The sequence below is a fragment of the Roseitalea porphyridii genome, from assembly GCF_004331955.1.
GTDB classification, from domain to species: domain Bacteria; phylum Pseudomonadota; class Alphaproteobacteria; order Rhizobiales; family Rhizobiaceae; genus Roseitalea; species Roseitalea porphyridii.
In genome coordinates this window covers 2,424,150-2,449,589 of record NZ_CP036532.1, presented here as the reverse complement: position 1 = coordinate 2,449,589, position 25,440 = coordinate 2,424,150, and the positions used below count along the sequence as shown (strand labels likewise).

25 protein-coding genes are annotated in these 25,440 nt (G+C 66.7%); 16 read left to right on the top strand and 9 right to left on the bottom strand.

All coding sequences use genetic code 11. From position 1 onward, the window contains the following. Positions 1-11 precede the first annotated feature (11 nt). From E0E05_RS11925 to E0E05_RS11910, 4 genes are all read right to left on the bottom strand, one after another. Positions 12-1,370: a BCD family MFS transporter gene (locus tag E0E05_RS11925; RefSeq protein WP_131616914.1), complete on the bottom strand. Its 1,359-nt coding sequence runs from the start codon at positions 1,368-1,370 to the stop codon at positions 12-14. Positions 1,371-1,383: 13 nt separating this feature from the next. Next, positions 1,384-2,298, bottom strand: a complete 915-nt coding sequence (gene chlG / locus E0E05_RS11920; protein WP_131616913.1) for a chlorophyll synthase ChlG — start codon at positions 2,296-2,298, stop codon at positions 1,384-1,386. A 99-nt stretch (positions 2,299-2,397) separates the two neighbouring features. Continuing rightward, on the bottom strand, positions 2,398-3,621 hold the full coding sequence (gene ppsR, locus E0E05_RS11915; RefSeq protein WP_158629357.1) for a transcriptional regulator PpsR: 1,224 nt from the start codon (positions 3,619-3,621) through the stop codon (positions 2,398-2,400). A gap of 214 nt (positions 3,622-3,835) precedes the next feature. Next, positions 3,836-4,879 (bottom strand): cobalamin B12-binding domain-containing protein, encoded by a 1,044-nt coding sequence (locus E0E05_RS11910; protein ID WP_131616911.1) that lies wholly within the window; start codon positions 4,877-4,879, stop codon positions 3,836-3,838. A 217-nt stretch (positions 4,880-5,096) separates the two neighbouring features. Between E0E05_RS11910 and bchF the strand changes: the two genes are divergently transcribed. From bchF to idi, 16 genes are all read left to right on the top strand, one after another. After that, positions 5,097-5,618, top strand: a complete 522-nt coding sequence (gene bchF / locus E0E05_RS11905; protein ID WP_131616910.1) for a 2-vinyl bacteriochlorophyllide hydratase — start codon at positions 5,097-5,099, stop codon at positions 5,616-5,618. Continuing rightward, complete coding sequence (locus E0E05_RS11900) at positions 5,615-6,931, top strand: ferredoxin:protochlorophyllide reductase (ATP-dependent) subunit N (RefSeq protein WP_131616909.1); 1,317 nt, start codon at positions 5,615-5,617, stop codon at positions 6,929-6,931. The genes bchF and E0E05_RS11900 overlap by 4 nt, the downstream gene beginning before the upstream one ends. A 1-nt stretch (position 6,932) precedes the next feature. Further along, positions 6,933-8,531, top strand: a complete 1,599-nt coding sequence (gene bchB, locus E0E05_RS11895) for a ferredoxin:protochlorophyllide reductase (ATP-dependent) subunit B (RefSeq protein ID WP_131616908.1) — start codon at positions 6,933-6,935, stop codon at positions 8,529-8,531. After that, positions 8,506-12,267, top strand: coding sequence for a magnesium chelatase subunit H (locus tag E0E05_RS11890; RefSeq protein WP_131616907.1), 3,762 nt, complete (start codon positions 8,506-8,508; stop codon positions 12,265-12,267). The genes bchB and E0E05_RS11890 overlap by 26 nt, the downstream gene beginning before the upstream one ends. Next, positions 12,264-13,223, top strand: a complete 960-nt coding sequence (bchL, locus tag E0E05_RS11885) for a ferredoxin:protochlorophyllide reductase (ATP-dependent) iron-sulfur ATP-binding protein (protein WP_131616906.1) — start codon at positions 12,264-12,266, stop codon at positions 13,221-13,223. Before E0E05_RS11890 ends, bchL begins: the two co-directional genes overlap by 4 nt. 1 nt (position 13,224) lies before the next feature. Then, positions 13,225-13,947 (top strand): magnesium protoporphyrin IX methyltransferase, encoded by a 723-nt coding sequence (gene bchM, locus E0E05_RS11880; protein ID WP_131616905.1) that lies wholly within the window; start codon positions 13,225-13,227, stop codon positions 13,945-13,947. A gap of 41 nt (positions 13,948-13,988) precedes the next feature. Further along, positions 13,989-15,407 carry a BCD family MFS transporter gene (locus tag E0E05_RS11875; RefSeq protein WP_131616904.1) on the top strand — a complete coding sequence of 473 codons (1,419 nt, stop codon included), beginning with the start codon at positions 13,989-13,991 and terminating at the stop codon, positions 15,405-15,407. Between the two features lie 21 nt (positions 15,408-15,428). Beyond that, entirely contained in the window at positions 15,429-16,220 is a 792-nt protein-coding gene (gene puhA / locus E0E05_RS11870; RefSeq protein WP_131616903.1) for a photosynthetic reaction center subunit H, read from the top strand. Next, positions 16,217-16,888, top strand: a complete 672-nt coding sequence (puhB, locus tag E0E05_RS11865; RefSeq protein WP_131616902.1) for a photosynthetic complex putative assembly protein PuhB — start codon at positions 16,217-16,219, stop codon at positions 16,886-16,888. The genes puhA and puhB overlap by 4 nt, the downstream gene beginning before the upstream one ends. A 21-nt stretch (positions 16,889-16,909) precedes the next feature. Further along, entirely contained in the window at positions 16,910-17,401 is a 492-nt protein-coding gene (puhC, locus tag E0E05_RS11860; protein ID WP_131616901.1) for a photosynthetic complex assembly protein PuhC, read from the top strand. Then, positions 17,398-17,703 (top strand): hypothetical protein, encoded by a 306-nt coding sequence (locus E0E05_RS11855; RefSeq protein WP_131616900.1) that lies wholly within the window; start codon positions 17,398-17,400, stop codon positions 17,701-17,703. The genes puhC and E0E05_RS11855 overlap by 4 nt, the downstream gene beginning before the upstream one ends. Further along, complete coding sequence (gene acsF, locus E0E05_RS11850) at positions 17,700-18,800, top strand: magnesium-protoporphyrin IX monomethyl ester (oxidative) cyclase (protein WP_131616899.1); 1,101 nt, start codon at positions 17,700-17,702, stop codon at positions 18,798-18,800. Before E0E05_RS11855 ends, acsF begins: the two co-directional genes overlap by 4 nt. Before the next feature lie 10 nt (positions 18,801-18,810). Then, entirely contained in the window at positions 18,811-19,668 is an 858-nt protein-coding gene (puhE, locus tag E0E05_RS11845; protein ID WP_131616898.1) for a putative photosynthetic complex assembly protein PuhE, read from the top strand. 13 nt (positions 19,669-19,681) lie between these two features. Beyond that, on the top strand, positions 19,682-20,899 hold the full coding sequence (gene hemA / locus E0E05_RS11840) for a 5-aminolevulinate synthase (RefSeq protein WP_131616897.1): 1,218 nt from the start codon (positions 19,682-19,684) through the stop codon (positions 20,897-20,899). A 295-nt stretch (positions 20,900-21,194) separates the two neighbouring features. After that, positions 21,195-21,923: a spheroidene monooxygenase gene (locus E0E05_RS11835; RefSeq protein WP_131616896.1), complete on the top strand. Its 729-nt coding sequence runs from the start codon at positions 21,195-21,197 to the stop codon at positions 21,921-21,923. Then, a complete protein-coding gene (gene idi, locus E0E05_RS11830; RefSeq protein ID WP_131616895.1) occupies positions 21,923-22,456 on the top strand; it encodes an isopentenyl-diphosphate delta-isomerase in 534 nt (177 codons plus the stop codon). The genes E0E05_RS11835 and idi overlap by 1 nt, the downstream gene beginning before the upstream one ends. A 208-nt stretch (positions 22,457-22,664) precedes the next feature. Here the strand turns inward: idi and pufM are convergent, their stop codons facing one another. The 5 genes from pufM to E0E05_RS11805 form a co-directional block, all read right to left on the bottom strand. After that, positions 22,665-23,648: a photosynthetic reaction center subunit M gene (gene pufM / locus E0E05_RS11825; RefSeq protein WP_039723523.1), complete on the bottom strand. Its 984-nt coding sequence runs from the start codon at positions 23,646-23,648 to the stop codon at positions 22,665-22,667. A 13-nt stretch (positions 23,649-23,661) separates the two neighbouring features. Further along, entirely contained in the window at positions 23,662-24,516 is an 855-nt protein-coding gene (pufL, locus tag E0E05_RS11820; RefSeq protein WP_039723522.1) for a photosynthetic reaction center subunit L, read from the bottom strand. Between the two features lie 125 nt (positions 24,517-24,641). Further along, positions 24,642-24,842, bottom strand: coding sequence for a light-harvesting antenna LH1, alpha subunit (pufA, locus tag E0E05_RS11815; RefSeq protein ID WP_039723521.1), 201 nt, complete (start codon positions 24,840-24,842; stop codon positions 24,642-24,644). Between the two features lie 12 nt (positions 24,843-24,854). After that, positions 24,855-25,076, bottom strand: coding sequence for a light-harvesting antenna LH1, beta subunit (gene pufB / locus E0E05_RS11810; RefSeq protein WP_039723520.1), 222 nt, complete (start codon positions 25,074-25,076; stop codon positions 24,855-24,857). Positions 25,077-25,183: 107 nt separating this feature from the next. Further along, entirely contained in the window at positions 25,184-25,405 is a 222-nt protein-coding gene (locus E0E05_RS11805; RefSeq protein WP_039723519.1) for a hypothetical protein, read from the bottom strand. Positions 25,406-25,440: the final 35 nt, after the last annotated feature.

Here is a 25,440-nt window from a genome sequence, read left to right as displayed (position 1 = left end):
GTCTTTCCTCCCTATTCGGCCGGCGCGAGCGGGGCGTGCGCGGCCGGCCGCTGCTGCCGCGTGGCGGCAACGCCGATGGTGGTGGCGATCATCGCCGAAACCAGGAACAGAAGCGCCTCGCCGGTGAAGACGACGGCAAACGACAGGGCGACATCGCCCGTCAGCCAGCGCGTGATGTCGATGGCGACGGTGCCCAGGAAGCCGCCAAGGCCGAAGGCGATGGCCTGGGCCGCGCCCCACACGCCCATGCGGATGCCCTCGCGCGATTTCGCGCCCTGGCCGGCGAGCGTCATCATGGTGCCGATGGCGGCGACGGCGAACATGCCGTTGGCGACGCCCAGCGCGAAGACGTTGGCCTCGAGCGGCCAGGCCGGGGCGGCGCTTGCCGCCACGGCCATGAGCGCCAGCGCGACGCCCGAGCCCAGACAGCCGGCGATCGTGAACAGCTTCAGAAGGCCCGGCCGGCGCCTGGCGAAGACGCTGCCGACGATGCCGACGAAGGCCATGCCCAGGAACACGCCGGCATGATGCATGCCGCCCAGCGCGGTCGATTCGCCGGGCGTGTGGCCGAACAGAAGGCCGGCGAACGGTTCGAGGATCAAATCCTGCGTCTGGTAGGCCAGCATCGAGACGAAGACGAACACGGTGAAGGTGCGCGCGGCCGGATCGTGCCAGATGTCGACGAGGGCCTCGCGGAAGGAGACGTTTTCGGCGCGCGTTCCGGGATCGCGGATGTCGCGGGTGCTCCGCTCGATGCCGCGAACGCCAAGAGCCGCGACGAGGAAGGCGATCGTGCCCGAGATGGCCGTGATGATGACCAGCCTTGCGTGCGAATAAGGGTCGAGGAACTGCGCCGACACGATCGCGGTGATCACGATGCCGGCGATCATCATCATCCAGACGACGGTGGCGGCGGCCGGGCGGCGTTCGGGCGCGGTGCGGCTGGCGAGAAGCGCCAGCAGCGACGTGCCGGAGGCGCCGATGCCGAAGCCGATCAGTGTGAAGGCGGCGGTCGCGGCGGCCATGCCGAGCCAGAAGCTCTGCTCGAACAGCATCGTGGTCGCCGCGGCGCCGGTGCCGGCCAAGGCGAGCAGGGCGAGCCCGCCGAGGATGAAGCGCGTGCGGCTCGAACCATTGTCGGAGGCGTGGCCCCACAGCGGCCGGCCCATCTGCACCGCATAGTGCAGGCCGACCAGCAGGCCGGGCACGACGGCGGCGAGCGACAGTTCGACCACCATGATGCGGTTGAGCGTCGAGGTGGTCAGGACCACGATCGAGCCGAGCGCGGCCTGGACGAGCCCGAGCCGGACGATCGCCAGCCAGCTCAGGCCGGGCGAGCGGGGGTACCACAATGCGCGGGTCTGAAACATCTTTCGTGCCTCCTCAGACCGTTGGGAGCGTCGCCGCGCGCAGGGCGAAGGCGGCGATCATCATGCCGGTGACGTAAAGCCCGACGCCGATGGCGCTGAACCAGACGTCGTATTTGAGCGGGTTGCCGACGAAGCGGACCATGGCGACCGCCTGAACCAGCACGAGAACCGCGATGGCTGCTGCGTGCCACGGCATGGCGAGTGCGAAAAGGATCGCGACGACAATGGCTTGCGGGACGGCCATGACGAGGCTGGCGACCAGCGCGGCACGCCGGGCGCCGAGCTGGACGGGCAGGGTGCGCACGCCCATCTGCCGGTCGCCCTCGATCGCCTTGAAGTCGTTGATCGTCATGATGCCGTGCGCGCCAAGGCCATAGAGCAGGGCGACGGCCAGGATCGGTCCGGGCGGCAACGCGCCGAGCGCGGCGGCAGCGGCCGTCATCCAAGGCAGGCTCTCATAGGCGAAACCGCAGGCGCCGTTGCCCCACCAGCCGTTCTGCTTGAGGCGCACCGGCGGCATCGAATAGGCCCAGGCGAGAACCAGCCCGATCACGGTCGCGACCAGAACCCAGGTGCCCAGCAACGCTCCGAGCGCCAGCGACAGCGCCGTCCAGATCAGCGCGATGTAAAGGCCCCAGCGGCCGGGCATGCGGCCCGAGGGGATGACCCGGTCGGGCTCGTTGATCGCGTCGACGTGGCGGTCGAACCAGTCATTGATGGCCTGGCTGCCACCACAGACGAGCGGGCCGGCGAGAATGATCCCGCCGATGATGTAGGGCAGCCGGTCGATCCCGACCGCGCCGACCGAGACGGTGCCGCAGGCATAGGCCCACATCGGCGGAAACCAGGTGATCGGCTTGAGCAGCGCGACAACCGCGCCCGGTCGGGGCACGGTGATGGCCGGTGATGTTGCGGACGGCGCGCTCATGGCTGGAAAGCTAGAGCGGTCCATTCAGAGTGTCAATTCAAATTGACAGTCCGTGTTGTCAAAAATAGGCGACGATTTCGGAAGGAGGCGCGGGCCGGCTCAGGCGTTGTCGGAGCCGAAATCCTCCAGCCCGTGACGGCGCAACTTGATATAGAGGCTCTGGCGCGAAAGGCCGAGCATGTCGGCGGCCGAGGCGCGGTTGTTGTCGGTCTGGCGCAGCGCCGCCTCGATGCACATCTTTTCAATGACATCGACCGCCTCGCGGATGAGGTCCTTGAGCGGCACGCGGCCGACCAGTTCGGCGAAATCGGACGAACCCGCATCGGCGCCGGGCGAGGGGACGGTGAACTGGGCGTCGCGGCGGGCGGCCTCCGAAATCTGCACGCCGATCCGCTGCCCGTCGCTCTCTCCGGGCATGCGGGCGGCGGAAACGGCGACCGTCTTGGTGGTCCCCAGCTCGTCCCGGACCACGGTCGAGAACTGGCGCACCTGGCCTTCCTCGCGAACCCGCGACAGCAGCACCTGCAGATCGACGGACGAGGCTCCGAGCCAGCCGTTGAGATTGCGGTCGATGACCATCGACTTGTTGAGCACGTGGATCAGGTCGAGGAAGGGGTCGTTGGCCGCCGCGATCATGCCCTTGCGGTCGATGATCACCAGCGCCTCGGCGAAACTGTCGAGCAGCGCCATGTCCGCGCTTTCCGACATTTCGGCGCTCGTGCCGGCGGCGGGCAGGAGCGACAGCATCAGGTTGCCGCGCCCGTTCTCGCGATAGGGCTCGATCACCGCGCTGAGCGGGTCGGCGTGGCCGGCCGCGTGCAGGGTCAGTGTCTTGCGGGCGCCGCCGTGGCGGGCCGCGCCCAGCGCATCGGTCAGCGCGTTGCGGTCATCGCGCTCGACGAGCTGCTGGGCAGGCTTGTCGATGAGCCGCGAGGCGGGCTGGTGCAGCAGATTGGCGCCGGTCAGGTTGATGTCGATGACCGCGTGGCTGTCGCCGTCGACGATGATGATCGCCTGGGCGGTCTTGTGGAAAATGGTCCGGTAGCGGCCCTCGGCCTCGCGGATCTTGCGATATTCTGATTCGAGCTCGGTCTGGGTGCGCACGAGCTGCTGCTGGATGTCGGACAGCTTGCGCATGTCCTCGCCGAGCGCCAGCCGCCAAGGCATGCCCTCGATGGTGACGAGCGTATAGTCGACCGGAAGGTCGGGCAGGCCCTTTGCCGGATGATTGACCTGGCGCCGCCGGGTGGTGCCGGTCTTGTCGTTCTCTTCGAGCAGCGCATCGATCTTGTCGAAGCATTCGGGGTGACGGTGTCGCGCCACGCCCGGCCGATCCAGTCGTCCACGCCATAGCGCTCGACGCCCGGCTCGCGATAGGCGACGTCGACGATGTCGCCCTCAGGCGAGATCAGCAGCGACAGATCGGCGCCGACCGACGCGAGAAACGCGATCGTTTCGGGGCTCGCCTTGTCGAAGAGCCGGTTCGACCGGCTGAAGATGCGATGGTTGTGGCGTGAGACCTGCTTTTCCATAGCACTCACGGGGCGGCGGGCAATGCGGAAAGGGATGGCGGCGAATGGCCACCCGCGGAAGCGCGCGTATCGAGCAGTTGCCGAGCCGCAGCCAGCGCGCCATACGTGCTCTCGCAAATGCAGTCAACGCCGAGCCGGACGAGCCAGCGCTGGTGCTCGCTGCTGGCCCGGCCGCCGGCGATCACCGCCGGGCGCGTGGCGTAAGGCATTGATTCTATGGCCTTGATCGTCGCGCGCGCCGTTTCGGCCAGAGCCCCGGTGGACCAGGACAGGCAGACGATGTCGTGCCCCCGCTCGGCGATGCGGTCGATGATCGCGCCGGTGCTTTCGGGCCAGTACAGATCGGTCGACCAGCCCTCGGCGCGAAACAGTTCCTCGATCATGCACTGGGCGAAATGGTGTGCCTCGGCGGGCGGAACGGTGACGAGCGCGGTGCCGCGCTGGGGTGCGGGGCCGCGCTCGCCCTGGGCGTGTACGAGTTGCCGCAGCACGAGCTGCAGGCGGCCCATGGCGATCGTCACGTCCAGAAAGCTGCGCGAATCGCGCGACCAGTCATCGCCCAGCGAACGGGCCACCGCTTCCAGGAAGGCCAGCTTGCCCGGCATCGACAGGCGCTGGCGCACCAGCCAGCGGGCCGGCGCCGTCAGTGGGCGGCGGCCGGAGCCGCGCCTGGGTCCGGGGCCGCGTTTCTCCTCGCCGCCATAGAGCGATTGCTTGAACCGGTCGAGGGTCCGCGCGTCGGACAGGGCCCGGTCCGCCTCGTCATGGCCTCCGATGCCAAGCCGTTCCTTGGCTTGCCAGAACACGCGCGTGCGGATGATGGCATGCAGAAGCGGCCGGTGTGCCACCTCGTCGGTGACGGCCGGGCGTGGCTTCCGCGCCGGCGCGCGTGCGTCGGAAGGAGGCGGTGCCTCGATGTCGTGCAACGGTTCCAGGCCGACCGGATCCTCCGCCGCTGTGGCCGCGAGCCCATCGATAGCCTTGGTGTCGTCAGTCATGGCTTTTGACGCGCTTGGCGCGTTCCCGATCGCGCACTGCAGGTCCCCCATGAAGCGGCGGACCCATGGAACGTGCCAGGGACGGCGACCGGTTCATTGGCCGGAACCCGGGCTTTGCGCTCGTGCGACCAACCCCGACGCGATGAAGGATGGAACAGTGCGCTCCGATTGTAAACAAAAATAAACGTCAATTAAAGTTGACACTCTGCGAAGCCCGGGTTTAGATTTCTCCCATGGTCAGGGAGGAAGCCGCCAAGGCGCAGCGACGATGAAGGGCGAAATCCCAAAAAGCGCGCGATTTGAACTGTATACGCCCGAGCAGCGTGTGCGTCGCGACAACACGCGCTGGACGCTGGTGCAGGGGATTCTGGCGCCGCTCCAGTTCCTCGTGTTCGCCGTCAGCCTCGGTCTCATCGTCCGCTATCTGTGGACGGGCGAGGGGCTTCTTGCGGCCGACATTTCGATCATCGTCAAGACACTCGTTCTGTACACGATCATGGTCACCGGAGCGATCTGGGAGAAGGTCGTGTTCGGCCGCTATCTGTTCGCGCCGGCCTTCTTCTGGGAAGACGTCTTCTCGATGGCTGTGCTCGCCCTGCACACCGCCTATCTGATCGCCACCTTCGGCGGCCTTCTGGCGCCTGCGCCGCTGATGGCGCTCGCGCTTGCTGCCTATGGCGCCTACGTCATCAACGCGGCCCAGTTCGTCTGGAAGCTGCGGATGGCGCGGCTGAGCGATCCGCGCACGCGGCGCGATGCGGCCGTCGTGCCGGCGGGAGCTGCGACATGAACCGCCACGTCCCCCCGCATGTCGCCGCCGCCGAGGCGCGCGAGGCCGACGGCCTCGGATGCACCGACGTCACGCCGATCAAGCAGCGCGGGCAACACGAGGTCTTCTGCGGGCTGACCTCGATCATCTGGCTGCATCGCAAGGTGCAGGACGCGTTCTTCCTGATCGTCGGCTCGCGCACCTGCGCGCATCTGATGCAGTCGGCCGCCGGCGTGATGATCTTCGCCGAGCCGCGATTCGGCACCGCGATCATCGACGATCGCGACCTGTCGGGCATGGCCGACATGAACGAGGAACTCGACAAGGTGGTCGCGCGGCTGATCGCCCGCCGTCCCGACATCCGCATGCTGGTGCTGGTCGGCTCGTGCCCCTCCGAGGTGATCAAGCTCGATCTGGGCCGCGCCGCGATGAAGCTGAACGAGCGTTTCGCGCCGGACCTGCGGGTCCTGTCCTATTCGGGTTCGGGCATCGAGACGACCTTCACGCAGGGCGAGGACAATTTCCTCCAGGCGGTGATCGGCGGCACGCCGCGCGCCGCGCCCGACGCACCGCGCCAGCTGCTGATTGCCGGTTGTCTGGCGGACGTGATCGAGGACCAGTTCACCCGCATCTTCCACGGGCTCGGCATCGAGAACGTGCATTTCCTGCCGGCCCGTCACGCCGAGGGCGTGCCGCCGATCGGCCCGAACACCACCGTGCTGATGGCCCAGCCCTACCTGACCGAGACGGCCAAGATGCTCGAGAAGAAGGGCGCGCGCGTGCTGACCGCGCCGTTCCCGCTGGGCGAGGAAGGCACGACGGCCTGGCTCCGCGCGGCGGCGGATGCGTTCGACGTGCCGGCCGACCGGTTTGCGGCGATCACCGACGCGGGCCGTGAGCGCGCCCGCAAGGCGGTCTCGCTGTATCGCGACCGTCTGGCCGGAAAGCGCGTCTTCTTCTTCCCCGACAGCCAGATGGAGCCCTCGCTTGCGCGCTTCCTGTCGCGCGAGGTGGACGCTGAGATCCTCGAGGTCGGCACGCCCTACCTCAACAAGAACCACATGGCGCCGGACCTTGCTCTGCTGCCCTCCAGCGTGCGGCTCGCCGAGGGCCAGGACGTCGACAAACAGATCGACCGGGTGCGCGCCGACGATCCGGACCTGATCATCTGCGGCATGGGCCTTGGCAATCCGTTCGAGGCCGAGGGCCGGACGACCAAATGGTCGATCGAGTTCGCATTCACGCCGATCCAGGGCTACGAGCAGGCCGGCGACCTCGCTGAACTGTTCGCCCGTCCGCTTGGCCGGCGCGACCTGCTTCAGGTGGAGGTCTGACATGCAACTGACGGTCTGGACATATGAAGGGCCGCCGCATGTGGGCGCGATGCGCGTCGCCACCGGCATGAAGGGGCTGCACTACGTGCTGCACGCGCCGCAGGGCGACACCTATGCCGACCTTCTGTTCACGATGATCGAGCGGCGCAAGGCGCGTCCGCCGGTCACCTACACGACCTTCCAGGCGCGCGATCTGGGCTCGGACACCGCCGAGATCTTCAAGACCGCCTGCAAGGAGGCGGTCGAGCGGTTCGATCCGCAGGCGATCATCGTGGGTGCCTCGTGCACCGCCGAACTGATCCAGGACGATCCGGGCGGTCTCGCCAAGACGCTCGATCTGAACGTGCCGGTCATTCCGCTCGAATTGCCGTCCTACCAGAAGAAAGAGAACTGGGGCGCCTCGGAGACCTTCTTCCAGCTCGTGCGCGGGCTCGCCGGCGGGCGCACGCCCGAAGAGAAGCCCGAGGGCGCGCCGAAGACGTGCAACATCCTCGGTCCGACCGCGCTCGGCTTCCGCCACCGCGACGATGTCACCGAGATCACGCGGCTTCTGGGCACGCTCGGGGTCGAGGTCAACGTGGTCGCGCCGATGGGCGCGACGCCGCACGACCTGACGCGGCTGCCGAATGCCGACTTCAACGTTGTCCTCTATCCGGAAGTCGCCGGCCAGGCGGCGCAATGGCTCAAGCGCACCTTCGGCCAGCCGATCGTGTCGACCGTGCCGATGGGCGTGAACGCGACACGGCAGTTCGTGCGCGAAGTGGCCGAACTGGTCGGCGCCGATCCCGAGCCGGTGATCGCCCAGGCCGACGAACGGCTGTCCTGGTACTCGCTGTCGATTGATTCCAACTATCTGACCGGCAAGCGCGTGTTCATCTTCGGCGATGCGACCCATGCGATCGCCGCCGCGCGCATCGCCGAGCACGAGCTTGGCTTCAAGGTGTGCGGGCTTGGCACCTACAGCCGCGAATTCGCCCGCGAGGTGCGCGCCGCGGCCAAGGAATACGGCATCGAGGCGCTGATCACCGACGATCATCTGGAGGTCGAGGACGCCATCGTCGCGGCCCAGCCGGAACTGGTGCTCGGCACGCAGATGGAGCGGCACATCGCCAAGCGCCTGCGGATCGGCTGCGCGGTGATCTCGGCGCCCGTCCACGTGCAGGATTTCCCGGCGCGCTATTCGCCCTTCATGGGGTTCGAGGGCGCCAACGTCATCTTCGACAGCTTCGTCCACCCGCTCGTCATGGGGCTCGAAGAGCATCTTCTGGGCATGTTCCGGGAAGACTTCGAGTTCAACGACGACGCGCAGGCTTCGCATCTGGCGGCGTTGCACGCCGGGGCGAAACATGAGACCATCGAGATACCCGAAGCCCAGACCGCGCCTGATGATAAAACGCAGGATGTAGTGGCGAATGGCAGCGTGGCGGCGAGCTTCGGGTCCCCGTCATGGACCGACGACGCCGAACTGGAGCTGAAGAAGATCCCCTTCTTCGTGCGCGGCAAGGCGCGCCGTAACACCGAACGGTTCGCCGCCGAGCAGGGCGTGAACCCCATCACCATCGAGACGCTCTATGATGCAAAAGCCCATTACGGCCGCTGAGGCCGCACGGGCCGCTGCATCGCCAGCGGCCACTCCGGTGAAGGTGACGATCGTCACCCTCGACAGCCACATGGCCTCGACCGTCGAACGCGCCCGGGCGATCCTGAAGCGCGAGCTGCCGGGGCTTTCGCTGACGCTGCACGCGGTGACCGAATGGGCCGGCGACGCCGAGGCGATGGCGCATGCCCGCGAGGACGTGCTGAGCGCCGACATCGTCATCGCCAACATGGTGTTCCTTGAAGAACACATCAAAGTCGTCGAGCCGTGGCTGACCGAGGCGCGCGAGCGCAACGATGCGACGGTGGGCACGCTGTCGGCCGCCGAGATCGTCAAGCTGACGCGGCTCGGCGAATTCAACATGGCCAACCCGACCGGCGGGATGATCGGCCTCCTGAAGCGGCTGCGCGGCAAGAAGTCCAAGACCGGCTCGGCCGGCGCGGGGCAGATGAAGCTGCTGCGGCAGATCCCGAAATTCCTGCGCTTCATTCCCGGCAAGGCGCAGGACGTGCGCGCCTATTTCCTGACCATGCAGTACATGCTGGCCGGCTCGGACGACAACATCGTCAATCTGGTCCGGTTCCTGATCGCGCGCTATGCCAAGGGGCCGCGCGAGGTGCTGCGCACCATCGTCAAGCCGGCGGATCCGGCGATCTATCCCGATGTCGGGCTCTATCATCCCGCGCTCAAGGACCGGGTCACCGACGATCTGGCGGTCTATGAGCGCGCCACGGGCAGGGGCGGGGAGGCCGGCACGGTCGGTCTTCTGGTGATGCGCTCGTATGTGCTGGCCGACAACACGGCCCATTATGAAGGCGTGATCGCGGCGCTTGCCGCGCGCGGACTGAAGGTCGTCACCGCGTTCGCTTCGGGGCTCGACGCGCGGCCGGCGGTCGAGAAGTTCTTCATGAAGGATGGACGCGCGACGGTCGATTCGGTCGTTTCGCTGACCGGTTTCTCATTGGTCGGGGGACCGGCTTACAATGACGCGGCGGCGGCCGAAGAGCTGCTCGCCCGCCTCGATGTCCCCTATGTCTCGGCGTTCGCCAGCGAGTTCCAGAGCCTGCAGCAATGGGGCCGCGGCGAGCAGGGGCTGACGCCGGTCGAGGCGACCATCATGGTCTCGCTGCCCGAGATCGACGGCGCGACAGGACCGATCCTTTACGGTGGGCGCAATGACGGGTCTGGCCCCTGCGCGGGCTGCACGCGGCAATGCCGCTTCGACAACGCCGTTAACGGCCGCGACATGCAGTCCTGTCCCGAGCGCGCCGAGATGCTGGCGAGCCGGGTGGCGAAGACCGTCGCCCTGCGCCGGCGCGACAAGGCCGAGCGCAAGATCGCCACCATCCTCTACAACTTCCCGCCCAATGGCGGGGCGACCGGCACGGCGGCCTATCTGTCCGTCTTCCGTTCGCTGCACAACACGCTCAAGGCGCTCAAGGCCGAGGGCTACACGGTCGATGTGCCCGAAAGCGCCGATGCGCTGCGCGACATGATCCTGGGCGGCAATGCCGACAGCCACGGCACGCCGGCCAACGTCGCCGCCAAGATCGATGCGGACACCCACGTCCGGCGCGAACCGTGGCTCGCCGAGATCGAGGCGCAGTGGGGCCCGGCGCCGGGCCGCCAGCAGACCGACGGGCGCAACATCTTCGTGATGGGCCACCGGTTCGGCAACGTCTTCGTCGGCGTGCAGCCCGCGTTCGGCTACGAGGGCGATCCGATGCGGCTTCTTTTCGAGAAGGGGTTCGCGCCGACGCATGCCTTTGCCGCCTTCTACCGCTATCTGAAGGACGATTTCGGCGCCGACGCGGTCCTGCATTTCGGCACCCATGGCGCGCTCGAATTCATGCCCGGAAAGCATGCCGGCCTTTCGGGCGATTGCTGGCCGGACCGGCTGATCGGCGATCTGCCGAACCTTTATCTTTATGCCGCCAACAACCCGTCCGAAGGCGCGATCGCGCGGCGGCGTTCGGCGGCCACGCTGATCTCGCACCTGACCCCGCCGGTCGCCAATGCCGGGCTCTACAAGGGTCTTGCCGACCTCAAATCCTCGCTCGACCGCTGGCGGGCGCTGGAGCCGCAGGCGGTAAACGAGCGCAACGATCTGGCCGTTGCCATCAGGGCGCAGGCCGAAGCGCTCGATCTGGTCGCCGAGGACGCCCAATGGAGCGCCGGCGGAACCGACGAAATCCCCAGCCTTGTCAACGAGCTGGCCGAGTTCGAGCAGACATTGATTCCGCACGGCCTGCATGTGGTCGGCGAGCCGGTGTCCGATGACGAGCGGCACGATCTGCTCGAAGCGGTCAACACGGCGATGGGCGAGGACGGCATCGGCGCGATGACCATCGACGCCGCCCTTCAGACCTATCAGAAGCAGGGCGACCGCGCGCCGCAAGGCGTTCAGACGCTGGCCCGGCTCGATCACGATCTGCGCCGGGACCATGAACTGCCGGCGCTGATGCACGCGCTCGACGGCGGCTACATCCGGCCGGTTTCGGGCGGCGACATCGTGCGTTCGCCCTCGATCGTGCCGACCGGCCGCAACCTGCACGGGTTCGACCCGTTCCGCCTGCCGAGCGCCTTTGCGGTGGCCGACGGGCGCAAGCAGGCCGACCTCCTGATCGCACGCTTTGCGGCCGACAATGACGGCGAACTGCCGAAATCTGTGGCCATGGTGCTGTGGGGTACCGACAATCTCAAGTCCGAGGGCGCGCCGATCGCCCAGGCGATGGCGCTGATCGGGGCAAAGCCGCGTTTCGACGGCTTCGGCCGGCTCGCCGGCGCGGACCTGATGTCGCTTGAGGAACTGGGCCGGCCGCGCATCGACGTGGTGATGACCCTTTCGGGCATCTTCCGCGATCTGATGCCGCTGCAGACGAAACTGCTCGCCGATGCCGCGCTGCAGGCGGCGCTGGCCGAGGAGCCGGTCGAGATGAACCCGGTGCGCGCCCATGCGCTGGCCTATGCCGAACAGCATGGCTGCGATTTCGAGACGGCCGCGCTGCGCGTCTTCTCGAACGCGGCCGGCGCCTACGGCTCGAACGTCAATTTGCTGATCGACTCGGGCGCTTGGGACGAGGAAGACGAGATCGCCGACACCTACACCCGTCGCAAGAGCTTTGCCTATGGCGTCGACGGTCAGCCGGTGCAGCGCGCCGACATGCTCGGCACCATCCTCAAGGATGTCGATGCGGCCTACCAGAACATCGAATCGGTCGAGCTGGGCATCACCACGATCGACCATTATTTCGACACGCTCGGCGGCATCTCGCGGGCGATCCGCAAGGCCGGCGGCCGCGACGCGCAGGTCTATGTGGGCGACCAGACCTCCGGCAAGGGCAAGGTGCGCACGCTCGACGAACAGGTCGCGCTCGAAACCCGCACCCGCACGCTCAACCCGAAATTCTACGAGGCGCTGCTCGACCATGGCTATGAGGGTGTGCGCCAGATCGAGAGCCAGGTGACCAACACGCTGGGCTGGTCGGCGACCACCGGCAAGGTGCAGCCCTGGGTCTACAAGAACATCGCCGAAACCTTCGTGCTGGACGCCGAGATGCGCCAGCGGCTGGCCGATCTCAATCCCAAGGCGAGCGCCAAACTCGCCAATCGGCTGATCGAAGCAACCGAACGGGCCTATTGGCAGCCCGACGAGCAAACATACCAGGCCCTGTGCGCGGCCAGCGACGAGCTGGAAGACCGTGTCGAGGGCATTGGCACAGTGGGAGTGGCGGCATGAACGTCTTTACGCATCCGAAAACCGCCGAGCGCGAGGCCCGCCTACTGGCGAAGGCGTCGGGCAAGGCCCCGGCCGCCGCAAAGCCGGGCAAGGGCGAGGACGGGGAAGGATCGGTGCAGGTCCACCTCGATCCGTCCATGGAGATCGAGGGCGCAAAGGTGTTTGCGATCTACGGCAAGGGCGGCATCGGCAAGTCGACCACCTCGTCGAACCTGTCGGTGGCCTTTTCCATGCTGGGCAAGCGCGTCCTGCAGATCGGCTGCGATCCGAAGCACGATTCCACCTTCACGCTGACCAAGAGCCTGATCCCGACGGTCATCGACATTCTCGAGGAGGTCGATTTCCACGCCGAGGAACTCAAGCCCGAGGATTTCGTGTTCGAAGGCTATAACGGCGTGCAGTGCGTCGAGGCGGGCGGCCCGCCGGCCGGCACCGGCTGCGGCGGCTATGTCGTCGGCCAGACAGTCAAGCTTTTGAAGGAACATCATCTTCTCGAGGACACCGACGTCGTCATCTTCGACGTTTTGGGCGATGTGGTGTGCGGCGGGTTCGCCTCGCCGCTCCAGCATGCCGAACGGGCGCTGGTCGTCGCCGCCAACGATTTCGATTCGATCTTCGCGATGAACCGGATCGTCGCGGCCATCAAGGCCAAGTCGAAGAACTACGACGTGCGCCTTGGCGGGGTGATCGCCAACCGCTCGCGCGAGACCGACCAGATCGACCGGTTCAACGAGGCGATCGGGCTCAAGCGCCTGGCGCACATTCCCGACAGCGACGAGGTGCGCAAGTCGCGCCTGAAGAAGTCCACCCTGTTCGAACTGGGCGATCATCCCGAGATCGTCGCCATCCAGAACGAATATCTGCAGCTTGCCGAACAGCTCTGGGCGGGGACGGACGAGCTGAAGGCCGATCCGATGAAGGACCGGGACATCTTCGATTTCCTGGGGTTCGAATGAGATGACGACGGCGGACGTCCATAGCGGCACATACGCCAAGCGGCGCGGCGAGCTGGAGGTCTATTTCGACCGCACGGCCGTCGACGGCTGGAAGAAGCTGGTCACCGACGAAAAGGTCAGCCGCATCCGCCAGACCGTCCGCGAGGGCCGCGATGCGATGCGCGCGACCATGCTGTCCTATCTGCCCGACGACCTGACCGGCTGGCGCGTGCTCGATGCGGGCTGCGGCTCGGGCGTCGCCACGTTCGAGCTTGCCCGGCGCGGCGCCGACGTGGTCGGCGTCGATCTGTCCGAGCAGATGATCGGCTTTGCGCGCGAGCGGCTCGCCGAGATCGAACGCTACCGTCCTTTCGAAGCGCGCGTGACGTTCGAAGCCGGCGACATGCTGGCCGACCGGGGCCGGTTCGACGCGGTGTTCGCCATGGATTCGCTGATCCACTACCGGACTGAAGACGCGGTCAGCGCGATCGCCAGACTGGCCGGCCGCACCGACCGCAAGCTGGTCTTCACCGTCGCGCCGCGCACGGCGATGCTGGCCGCGATGCACGCGGTCGGACAGCTGTTTCCGCGCGGCGACCGGTCGCCGGGCATCGAGCCCGTCGCGCCGCGCCGGCTCGCCGACCTGCTGCTGGCGCGTCCCGACATGACGGACTGGCGCGCCGGACAGACGCATCGCGTCGCGCGCGGCTTTTACATTTCGCAAGCCATGGAGGTGATGCGCTGATGGCCTTTGGCGGCGTTCATTATCCGCGCAAGAAGCGGTCCATGGCCACCATGTGGCAGCGGCTCGGCCCGCGCTGGCTGCCGTTCGCCGATGTGGCCACCGAGGATCTGCCGCTCGGCCGGCTGCTGCGCCTGACCCTGTTCCAGGTGTCTGTCGGCATGGCCATGGTGCTGCTGACCGGCACGCTGAACCGGGTGATGATCGTCGAACTGGGCGTGCCGACCAGCCTGGTCGCGCTGATGGTCGCCATTCCGGTGCTCGCCGCGCCGTTCCGCGTGCTGATCGGCTACCGGTCCGACACCTATCGCTCCTTCCTCGGCTGGCGGCGGGTGCCGTACATCTGGCTCGGCTCGATGCTCCAGTTCGGCGGCCTTGCCATCATGCCGTTCGCGCTGCTGCTGCTGCAGTCGCAGACGCTCGGTCCGACCTGGGCAGGCCCGGTGGGCGCCGCGCTCGCGTTCCTTCTGACGGGCATCGGCATGCATATGGTGCAGACCGCCGGCCTTGCGCTTGCGACCGATCTCGCCGCGCCCGACAATCGGCCGCGCGTCGTCGCGCTTGCCTATGTGATGCTGCTGATCGGCATGATCGTCAGCGCGCTCGCCTTTGGCTGGCTGCTGCGTGACTTCGCCGCCGTCGCCCTGATCAAGGTGGTGCAGGGGGCAGCGGTCGCCACCGTCGCGATCAATCTGGTCGCGCTGTGGAAGCAGGAGCCGCGCAACGCCCAGCTCACCCGGCACGACCGTGAGGTGCCGAGCTTCCGCGAGGCGTTCACAGGCTATTGCAAGGATGACCGCACGGTGCGCCTGCTGGTCGCCGTCGCGTTCGGCGCGGCCGGCTTTTCGATGCAGGACGTGCTGCTCGAACCCTATGGCGGCGAGGTTCTGGGGCTTTCGGTCTCGGCGACCACCATGCTGACGGCGATCTGGGCCGGCGGCACGCTGGTCGGGTTCGCCATGGCCGGGCGCTGGCTGGACAAGGGGCGCGACATGTACCGGCTCGCCGCCGTGGGCGCGCTGATCGGCGTGTTCGCCTTTTCGGCGGTCGTCTTCGCCGAACCGCTGCAGTCGCCGACGCTGTTCCGCATCGGCACCGCGCTGATCGGTCTTGGCGGCGGGCTGTTCGCGGTATGCACCATGCTGGCCGCGATGGACGTCTCCGACACCACCGACAGCGGCATCGCCATCGGCGCCTGGGGCGCGGTACAGGCGACCGCGATCGGCCTTGGCCTGGCGTTCGGCGGCTTTATCCGCGACGGCGTCAACGCGGCCGTCGAAGCGGGCATGTTCGGACAGGCCCTTGTCGCTCCCGCCGCCGGCTACGGCGTCGTCTACCACATCGAAATCGGTCTTCTGTTCGCAAGCCTCGTCGCGCTCGGCCCGCTCGCCGGCCGCACGCGCCGGCGCGCCGAAGACCAAAACCCGTCCAAGCGGTTCGGCCTTGCCGAACTGCCCGGATAACCATGAACCAGGAGAACCGCCATGGTTGAACTCACCGCAGGCTATGATGTGGCGCTGATCACGTTTTACGTGTTCGTCGTCTTCTTCATCGGACTCGTCGTCTATCTGCAGCGCGAAAGCCGCCGCGAGGGCTTCCCGCTGGAGAACGATGCGGGCGAAAAGAACGCCCCGTCCTTCATCTTCACGCCGGGCCCGAAGACGTTCCACATGCCGCACGGACGCGGCACGGTGGAAGCGCCGAACCAGAAGGTGGACTCGGTCGCCGCCGCCGGAAACATCAAGGGCGAGCACATGGGCTTCGAGGGCACGCCCTGGCGGCCGACCTCCGAGAACCCGATGCTCGACGGCATCGGCCCGGGCGCCTGGACCGAGCGGGCCGACGTGCCCGATCCGCTGCATGACGGCCGTCCGAAGATCGTTCCGATGCGCGCCGACGAGACGGTGACCATCGCCGAGGGCGATGTCGATCCGCGCGGACTGCGCGTGGTGGGCTGCGATTCCATCGTGGCCGGTCGCGTCAAGGATGTCTGGGTCGACCGCATGGAGCACATGGCGCGGTTCCTCGAGATCGAGACCGAAGTGGGCGAAGCGCCGCGTTCGGTGCTGGTTCCGATGAACTTCTGCGTCGTCAAGACGCCGCGCGACCGTGAGAAGGTCTTCTACGTGCATGCCATCACCGGCGAGCAGTTCGCCATGGTGCCGGGCACCAAGAAGGACGACGAGATCACGCTGCTCGAGGAAGAGAAGATCATGGCCTATTACGGCGCCGGCCTTCTCTATGCGACCCCCGCGCGGCAGGAGGCCTACCTGTGACGGGCTTCATCGCACCGGAGTTCGACGAAAAGGCCCATGGCGGCCTGCCCGGGCCCCTGCCGGCCGGCGAGCACATCGTCTGGCAGGGCAGCCCCAGGGCGGCCGGCATCGCCAGGCACGTCCTGAAGACGCGCTGGATCGCCGGCTATTTCGGCATCATGCTCGTCTGGCTGGTCGCGACGGGCCTTTATTTCGGCCGTGCCGCCGACGACATCATCATGTCGCTGGTGATCATGACGCTGGCGGGCGCCGTCGTCATCGGCCTTGCCCGCTGGTATGCCGGCGCGGTGGCCCGCGCCACCGTCTACACGATCACCGAAAAGCGCGTCGTGATGAAGTTCGGCGTGGCCCTGCCGACCGCCTTCAACCTGCCGTTCGCCGAGATCGAATCGGTGGACGTGCTGGAGCGGGCCGACGGGTCGGGCAACATCGCGCTGAGGTTCCAGCCCGACGTGCGGCTGGCTTGGCTGGTGTTCTGGCCGAACGTGCGCGGTTTCCGCATGGCGCGCACCGAGCCGCAGCTGATCTGCATCGACGATGTCACCGAGGTGGCCGGTCTGCTGGCGACGCAACTGCACGCCAATGCGGCGCGCACGCAACGCCCGGCCGGTGCGGCCGAACAGACGATGGACGGCACCCTGATGCCGTTCCCGGAAGCGGCCGAGTAGGAAAGGCGCAAGGAGACGATCATGAGCGACACCGAAGCCACCGCGCACGGACACGGCCACCACGTTCACGGCACGTCGGTGAAGTGGGTGCCGCTGACGATGGCGGTCGGCATGGTGCTGTTCACGCTCTGCGTCGTCACCTTCGCCAACCTGACCGGCAAGGGCGTGGTGCACACCGGCGCCAACGAGATCGTCGTCGCCGGCCATGTGCAGGTCGCGCGCGATGCCGAGGGCACCATCCACGTGCTCGACGCTTCGACCAAAGAGGTGGTGGCCTCATACCCGCAATCGCGGGAACAATTCCTTGCCGGCGCGCTGCGTTCGCTCGAACGGATGCGGCCGGCAGTGGAGGAAAGCACCCGCACATTCGCGGTGCTGCGCATCGGCAACGGCCGTCTGGTCTTCCTGGAGGACATCGAGACCGGCGACCTGATCAGCCTGAATGCGTTCAACCGCGCCAAGTCGCAGGCTCTGGCGAGCCAGGTGGCGGCGCTCAATGGAGGACAGAAATGAGTCTGATCGGTCTGATCGCCCGGACGCGGGAAGATGTGCCGTGCACGGTCGAGATCAACAACACGTTCGAGCAACTTGGGGCCCATGTGCGCTTCGAGGGCGGGGTGACCGTCGAGCCGGGCGACGAGGTGATGGTGCACGGCGCGCCGGTCTCGGTGCCCTATGGCGAATGCGCCACGTTCGAGCGGATGGCCACCATCACGCGGGCCAGCGGCATCGAACGCGCCTGGACGAAAGCGACGGGCGATCTTGAATTCATGGAGCTGTGCGAATTCAGCTTCTCCGAGGAGGCAGCGCTATGAACAAGCACGTCGAAACGCCGGTCGCCGGCCGCAAGACCGCAGCGCCGCTCGATGCGCAGAACGAAACAACCCGCATGGCGCACGAGACGACCATGCTCAACCCGCGCTTCTACACCACCGACTTCGACGAGATGGACCGGATCGACGTCACGCCGGTGCGCGGGGAGTGGGACGCGCTGATGGAAGAGATGCGCTCGGACCCCAACAAGGGCCACTTCAAGCGCAACGAGGAGTGGGACGATATCGACATCGAGTCGCTGTCGCCCGAACTGCGCAAGGAACTGATCGATTTCCTCGTCTCCTCGCTCACCGCCGAATTCTCCGGCTGCGTGCTCTACAAGGAGATGAAGCGGCGCGGCTCCAACAAGGAGATCTGCGAGCTGTTCGGCTATATGAGCCGCGACGAAAGCCGCCATGCCGGCTTCATCAACGATGCGCTCAAGGACTTCGACATCGGCGTGAACATGGGCTTTCTGGCCAAGGCCAAGAAGTACACCTACTTCCGGCCGAAGTTCATCTATTACGCCACCTACCTGTCCGAGAAGATCGGCTATGCGCGCTACATCACCATCTTCCGGCACCTCGAGCAGAACCCGGACAAGCGCTTCCACCCGATCTTCAAATGGTTCGAGGAATGGTGCAACGACGAGTTCCGCCATGGCGAGGCGTTCTCGCTGCTGATGCGCACCGACCCGAAGCTGCTGGAAGGCCGCAACCGGCTATGGATCAAGTTCTTCCTGCTTGCCGTCTTCGTGACCATGCATGTGCGCGACCATCAGCGCCCGGCGTTCCACGAGGCGCTCGGCGTCGATATCGACGAATATGACTGGAAGGTGTTCAACCTGACCACGGAGATCTCCAAGCAGGTCTTTCCGGTGCTGCTCGACCTCGACAATCCGGCGCTGCGGCGCGGCTTCACGCGCATGGTCGAGATCAACGACGCGATGGCGCGCGCCCATGCGCAGGGCGGCATCGCGGGCCGGGTCAAGAAGGGCTGGCACGGCGCGCGCGCCGCGCTCAACTTCGCGCGGCTGTACATGATCCCGGGCATCTCCAACGAGATCCCCGAGACCAGCCGCCTGCAGCCGGTCTGGTAGGAGCGCGGACATGAGCCTTGCCCTCGGTGCCTTCGCGGTCGCGCTCATCGCCTGGTGGTTCGCCACCGGCGCGGTGATCGTCGCGGCGCGGCGCAACGTCGGCCATCCGCTCTATCTGCTGGTGCCGGCGGCCGCGCTCGCGGTGGCCGGGCTTGTGCTGGCGCTGGTGACGGCGGGCTCGAGTTCGGTCGTCGCCGTCTATGGCGCCTTCTTCGCCGCGCTCGCCATCTGGGCGTTCCACGAGATCACCTTCCTGACCGGCCATGTGGCCGGCCCGCGCCGGACGGCGCTGCCGGCGGGCGTGACCGGCGCTGCGCGGTTCCGTCTCGCCTATGCGGCCGTGCGCGACCACGAGTTCGTCCTGTTCGCCACGGGCGTGGTGCTGATCGCGCTGCTAGCGGGCGCGGTGAACCCGTTCGCCTGGGCGATCTACGCGCTGATGTGGGTGATGCGGCTCCTGACCAAGTTCAACGTGTTCCTGGGCGCGCCGAACGCGGTCAGCGAGATCCTGCCCGAACGCATGGCGTACCTGACCAGCTATTTCCGCACCGACCGGGTGCATCCGTTCTTCATCGTCTCGGTCACGGCGATCACCTGCCTGTTCACGATCTGCGTCTACATGGCGGCCACCGCCGACGCGCCGGGCATGGTCACCGGCTGGTCGCTGATGGCGACCTTCGCCTTCCTCGGCCTGATCGAACATCTTTTCCTCGTCCTGCCCGTGCGCGATGCCGCGCTGTGGGGCTGGGCGACCGGCCGCTCCGGGGGCGGCTTCGTCAAGCGGCAGGCGCAGGTGGCGCCCGAGCCGGAAACAGCATCCAACAAGGACGTCCGGGCCGACAAGCGTGCCGCGCCGGTCATGAGTTAGAAGGGGAACCGCGATGAACTTCGAGCAGCATTTCGACACGGCGCTCGCCGGTCTTCACGAGGCGGGCAATTACCGTGTGTTTGCCGAGCTTGAGCGCAAGCGGGGTTCGTTTCCGCGGGCGACGCGCTATCGCGAGGACGGCTCGACGCACGATGTGACCGTGTGGTGCTCGAACGACTATCTGGGCATGGGCCAGCATCCGGAGGTGGTCGCGGCGATGCACGATGCGATCGAGCGCTGCGGCACCGGCGCGGGCGGCACGCGCAACATCTCGGGCACCAATCATGGCCATGTGCGGCTCGAGCGCGAACTGGCGGACCTGCACGGCAAGGACGCCGCGCTGATCTTCACCTCGGGCTATGTCTCGAACTGGGCCGCGCTCGGCACGCTGCTCGCCAAGATCCCCGGGATCATCTGCTACACCGACGCGCTCAACCACGCCTCGATGATCGAGGGCATCCGCCATTCCAGATGCGAAAAGCGCATCTTCAAGCACAATGACTGGCGCGATCTGGACCGGCTGATGGCCGCCGACGATCCGGCCGCGCCCAAGCTGGTCGCCTTCGAGAGCGTCTATTCGATGGATGGCGACATCGCGCCGATCGCCGAGATCTGCGACGTCGCCGACAAGCATGGCGCGCTGAAATATATCGACGAGGTGCATGCGGTGGGCATGTACGGTCCGCGCGGCGGCGGGGTCGCCGAGCGCGAGGGCCTGATGGACCGGATCGATGTGATCGAGGGCACGCTGGGCAAGGCGTTCGGCGTGATGGGCGGCTACATCACCGGTTCGAGGAACCTGGTCGACTTCGTGCGCTCGTTCGCCTCGGGCTTCATCTTCACCACCGCGCTTCCTCCCGCACTGGCCGCCGGCGCGGTCGCCTCGATCCGGCATCTGAAGGCCCATGACGAAAAGCGGCAGGCCCACCAGGAGGCGGTGCGCAAGGTGCGCGCGGCGCTCGACCGGCAGGGCATTCCGCACATGCAAAACCCCTCGCACATCGTGCCGGTGATGGTGGGGGACGCGGCCAAGTGCAAATGGATCTCCGACATCCTGCTGGAGGATTACGGGATCTATGTGCAGCCGATCAACTATCCGACGGTTCCCGTGGGTACCGAACGGCTGAGGATCACGCCGACCCCGTTCCACACCGACGCCGACATCGCCCATCTTTCGGGCGCCCTGTGCGACCTGTGGAGCCAGTGCGCCCTCGCAAGGGCCGTGGCGTAGGGCAGGGCTTCACGCCTCCCGCCCGTTTCCCTGTGTCGCCCTCGCGGGATGAGGGTTGTATCGCGGTTCCGTGCTCACCCGGTCTTGGGCCGGTGAGATGACTGCACGTCGATAAGGGTGGCCCCGCGTCCTCGGTTCCCGCGCACGCAAGCGGGCCACGTGGGCCAACGGATCGGCGGCCCGGGGACATCCTGACGCCACCGATTGACCCTAAGGTTGGGGTTGGATTGCGTAAGGGCACGGTTACGGTGCTCGTATATCCCGAACCATGAGCGGCGAAAGGGGCCGCCAATCCATGCAGGTCGTCACGCTCTCGCTCTATCATTTCACCGGTCTGCCGGCGAAGCTGTGGGCGTTCTCGCAGATGGGGCTGATGCGGCCGGCCGTGACGCGCATGGAAGGGACCAGCTTCGCCAAGATGCTCGGATCGGGGGCCGGCGCGGGCTTTTCGCTCAAGCCGGATTTTTCAACCTACGGCCTTCTGTGCGCGTGGCGGGACATGGGGGCCGCGCGCGCCGCGCAGGCCCATGCGAAACCCTTTGCGCGCTATCGCGACCGGGCGGACCGGTCGGCGACGCTCTATCTGACCGCGACGCAGGCGCGGGGACAGTGGAACGGACGGGCGCCGTTCGCCGTCGATGCGCAGACCCGGCCGACCGGCCCGATCGTCGCGCTGACCCGCGCTACGTTGCGCTGGGCGACGCTGACGCAATTCTGGTCGCTTGTGCCGGCGATCTCCGACATGGCCGAAGCCGACCCGCACCAGCACTTCATGATGGGTCTGGGCGAGGTCCCCTACAAGCACATGATGACGTTCTCGATCTGGGACGACGAGGCGGCGATGCGCGCGTTCTCCGTCAACAGCCCGACCCATGGCGTCGCCGTCCGGCGCGCCTGGGACGAGGGCTGGTTCGCCGAATACCTTTTCGCCCGCTTCAATCTGCTCGCCGTCGAGGGCCGCTGGCCCGGCCTTGACCGTTTCGCGGCCGGCGAGCCCGAAATCGAACCGATGCAGGCAGCCTGATGGATACGATACGCGACACCGACACGATCATCCCGGCGATCGCCGGGGACGGCTCCTTCTACCCGATCGGCAAGATGCAGGCGCACCGCGAGGCGGTGTTGCATCTGGCCGTTTCGGTGTTCGTGTTCTCCGGCGATCACCTTCTGATCCAGAAGCGCGCCGCGCACAAATACCATTGCGGCGGGCAGTGGGCGAACACCTGCTGCACGCATCCGCACTGGGACGAGCCGGTGGCGACGAGCGCCGCCCGTCGCCTGCGCGAGGAACTCGGCTTCGGCGTACCGCTGATCGAAAGCCACGAGGTCGAGTATTTCGCCGATGTCGGCAACGGGCTGCACGAACACGAGCGCGTGACCATGTTCGTCGGCCATGCCGACCGCAGCACGCTCGAAATCCGGCCCAATCCGGACGAGGTGGAGGATGTGCGCTGGGTCACGGCCGAGGCGCTGAAGGCCGACATGGCCGACAATCCGCACGCCTTCACGCCCTGGTTCCGCATCTATTGCGACCGGTTTCCCGACCTGAAGATCTGACCGGCGCGCGGTCGCGCCGCTTCCCGAACCTCCGGCAAAGAAAAACCTCCGCTTCGCGTCCGAAGCGGAGGTAGGCCGGCCCCATGTTTGGAGGACAATGGCCGGCGGTTCGGTCTGGCCGTGACCGGTTCGGCGCCATGGCGCGCCGTGCCCGGCCGGTCATGCGGGCGGATGGAGGTCGGTCATCCGCCCGGCATGGGACTGCCCGCTACTGCTGACCCCAGGAGGAGCGGGTCGAGTCGGGCGTGATCGGCCACCAGCTCGCATCCTCGGGCACGATGCCGTGCTTGATGCCCCAGGCGGTCCAGTCGTCGACGACCGTGCCGGTGAGCAGGATGCCGATGCCGCCGGTGAGCACGCACAGCATGGCGAACCACCAGGCCCAGCGGTGGATCGATTCCATGGAGGCGTTGAAGCCCATGGTCCAGCGCCAGAACAGCGCACCGCGCTCGGCGGCCGTGCCCCGGTCGACGATCTGCTCGATCTCGCGCTCGGCCCCGTAGCGGCTGGTCGCAAGGATCGTCGCGCCATGCATGGCGAACAGCAGCGCCGAACCGTACAGGAACACGATCGAGAGCATGTGGAACGGGTTCCAGAACAGGCTTCCGCCCCAGATCAGCGAGAAGTTGTTGGTCCAGTCCAGATGGCTGAGGATGCCGAACGGCACCGCCTCGCTCCACGAGCCCATGGCGAGCGGCCGGATGAAGCCGAGCACCAGGTAGAGCCAGATCGCCGCCGCGAACGCGGCCGGCACGTGCAGGCCCATGCCCAGTTCGACCGCGCGGCGGTACATGCGGAACCACCACAGGATGATCGAGACGGTGATGAAGAAGCCGGCGATCATCCACCAGCCTCCCTCGGCGAGCGGGGGCATCACCTTGATGCCGTGCTCGGGCAGCGGCGGGTCGAGCGACAGCCACGGCATTTCCAGCACGAAGCGGACCGGGTTCCAGTCCACCTGCGCCCAGAAGTTCAGGCCGATGATGACGAAGCCGATCGTGAAGGTGATCAGTGAGGCCACGCCCAGAAAGCCCAGGTAGATCGGGCCGAGCTGGGCGTTGCCCACCTTGCCGATCCAGTAGTTGAAGGTGGCCGACTTGGACCGGTCCATCTCGCTCTCGATGGGAATGCCCATCTCGGGTGCGGTGCGGACCTGAACCGTCGTGAAGATGTTCTGATATTCGGGTAGCATTGTCAGATCCTCCTCAACCGGCCCAGCGCAGGGACAGGTTGCGCAGTGGCTCCCACCATTCGATCCACGAGCCGCCATAGATCGGGCCCGCGGAAATGAAGATGCAGACCGCGCTCCAGAAGCCCGCGTTCAGCGCCAGGAACAGGCCGAGCCTGTGGATGCCCAGCGTGCCGATCGAATAGCCGATCGTGTCGCGGAAGTAGGTGTCCTCGTGCTCGGGGGTCTTCACCTCGGCCGGACCGGAGCGGAAGGACTGCGCGTTGCGCGGGTTGACCGCCGACAGCACCAGGCCACCGTGCAGCGCGAGCGCGAAGGTGGTGGTGAAGAAGAAGGTGATGGCGATCATGTGGGCCGGGTTGTAGTGGAAGTTGCCGTACTGGTAGCCGGTGTCCCACACCCATTGCAGGTGGCTCATGATGCCGTAGGGAAAGCCGTGGCCCCAGGCGCCCAGCAGCAGCGGCCGGAAGACGACCAGCGTCACGTAGGCGAAGATCGCCACGCCGAAGGCGAACGGCACGTGATAGCCGATGCCGAGCTTGCGGCAGATTTCCACCTCGCGCAGCATCCACGAAACGAACGCGCCGACGGCGCATATGGTGATGACCTGCCACAACCCGCCTTCCGCGAGCGGGGCGAGGCCGAGGCCGTATTCGATCGGTGGCGGATTGATGGAAATCAGCCAGATGTTCCAGGTCGGGCCGAGCGCCGCACCGTAGACGATGAGCACCGTGCCCAGAGCTGCAAAGAACGCGGTCGTGATGCCGAAGAAGCCGACATAGAAGGGACCGACCCAGAAGTCGAACAGATCCCCGCCTATCAGCGTCCCGCCCCGCACGCGGTATTTGCGCTCAAAACTGAGCATTGCCATGGTTTACCTCCAATGACGGACGGCGTTCAGCGGCACCGTCCGCCCGAAAAATCGCTGATCGGCGGCGGGCAAACCGTCAGGCACGAAGCCCTCGGGCGTTGCCCGCCACCTTTGGTGTCGCAGCGTCAGCCGAAAAAGCGCGGTGTATCCACCGAACCTTCCATGGACTGTTCCATGGCGGCTCCCGTTGCGGGGTTGCCTTCGAGCCAGTTGAAGCGCTCCGTGCTCAGCAGAACGAAATGAATCAGAACTGCCAGCGAGAACAGGAAGACTCCCTGGACGACCAGCGTTTTGCGCGGGTCGAAAATCATCCAGACTCTCCACATGTCGCTTCTCCTTTACGAAAGCATGGGCAGGAGGGTCGACACCGTCTGGTTGACGCTCTCGAGAGATGCGTAACCATCCGGTCCCGGAATCCACGGACGCCACAACCATACGAGCAAGTGGGCCACCACCGCGATCGCGGTGAAGATCCCAAAGCCCTGCATGTAGTAGCCGTGGAACTCCTGGGCTTCGCTTTCCGTCATTCCGGACAGCGAAACGCTTTGCGGACTAGACATTCATAGACCTCCTAGTCACGGTTGCCGCGGAACCCCGCGGCCGGGTGCTTCGGGGCGGCGGACCACCCCTCGGCTTCCACCGGGTTGCCCCGGTGAAACGGGTCCGGTCACACCAGAAGGGCGTAACCGGCGGCGGCGCGGGCCGAAGACAGCGCCTCCGTGAAAACGGTCTGTCCCGCCTGGGCCTCGGCGCCGAAACGGCGCAGCATGGCGACCCCCAGGCAGGGCAGGAACGAGATGGCGACGAGCGTGCGATACTCGAACCGGTCGCGCCGGCGTTCGCTCCGGTGATGGCGCGGCGCCTTGATCGGATGCGTCTGTGTCGTCATCGTTTCACTCCTTTCGTTCGCCCGCAGGCGAACCG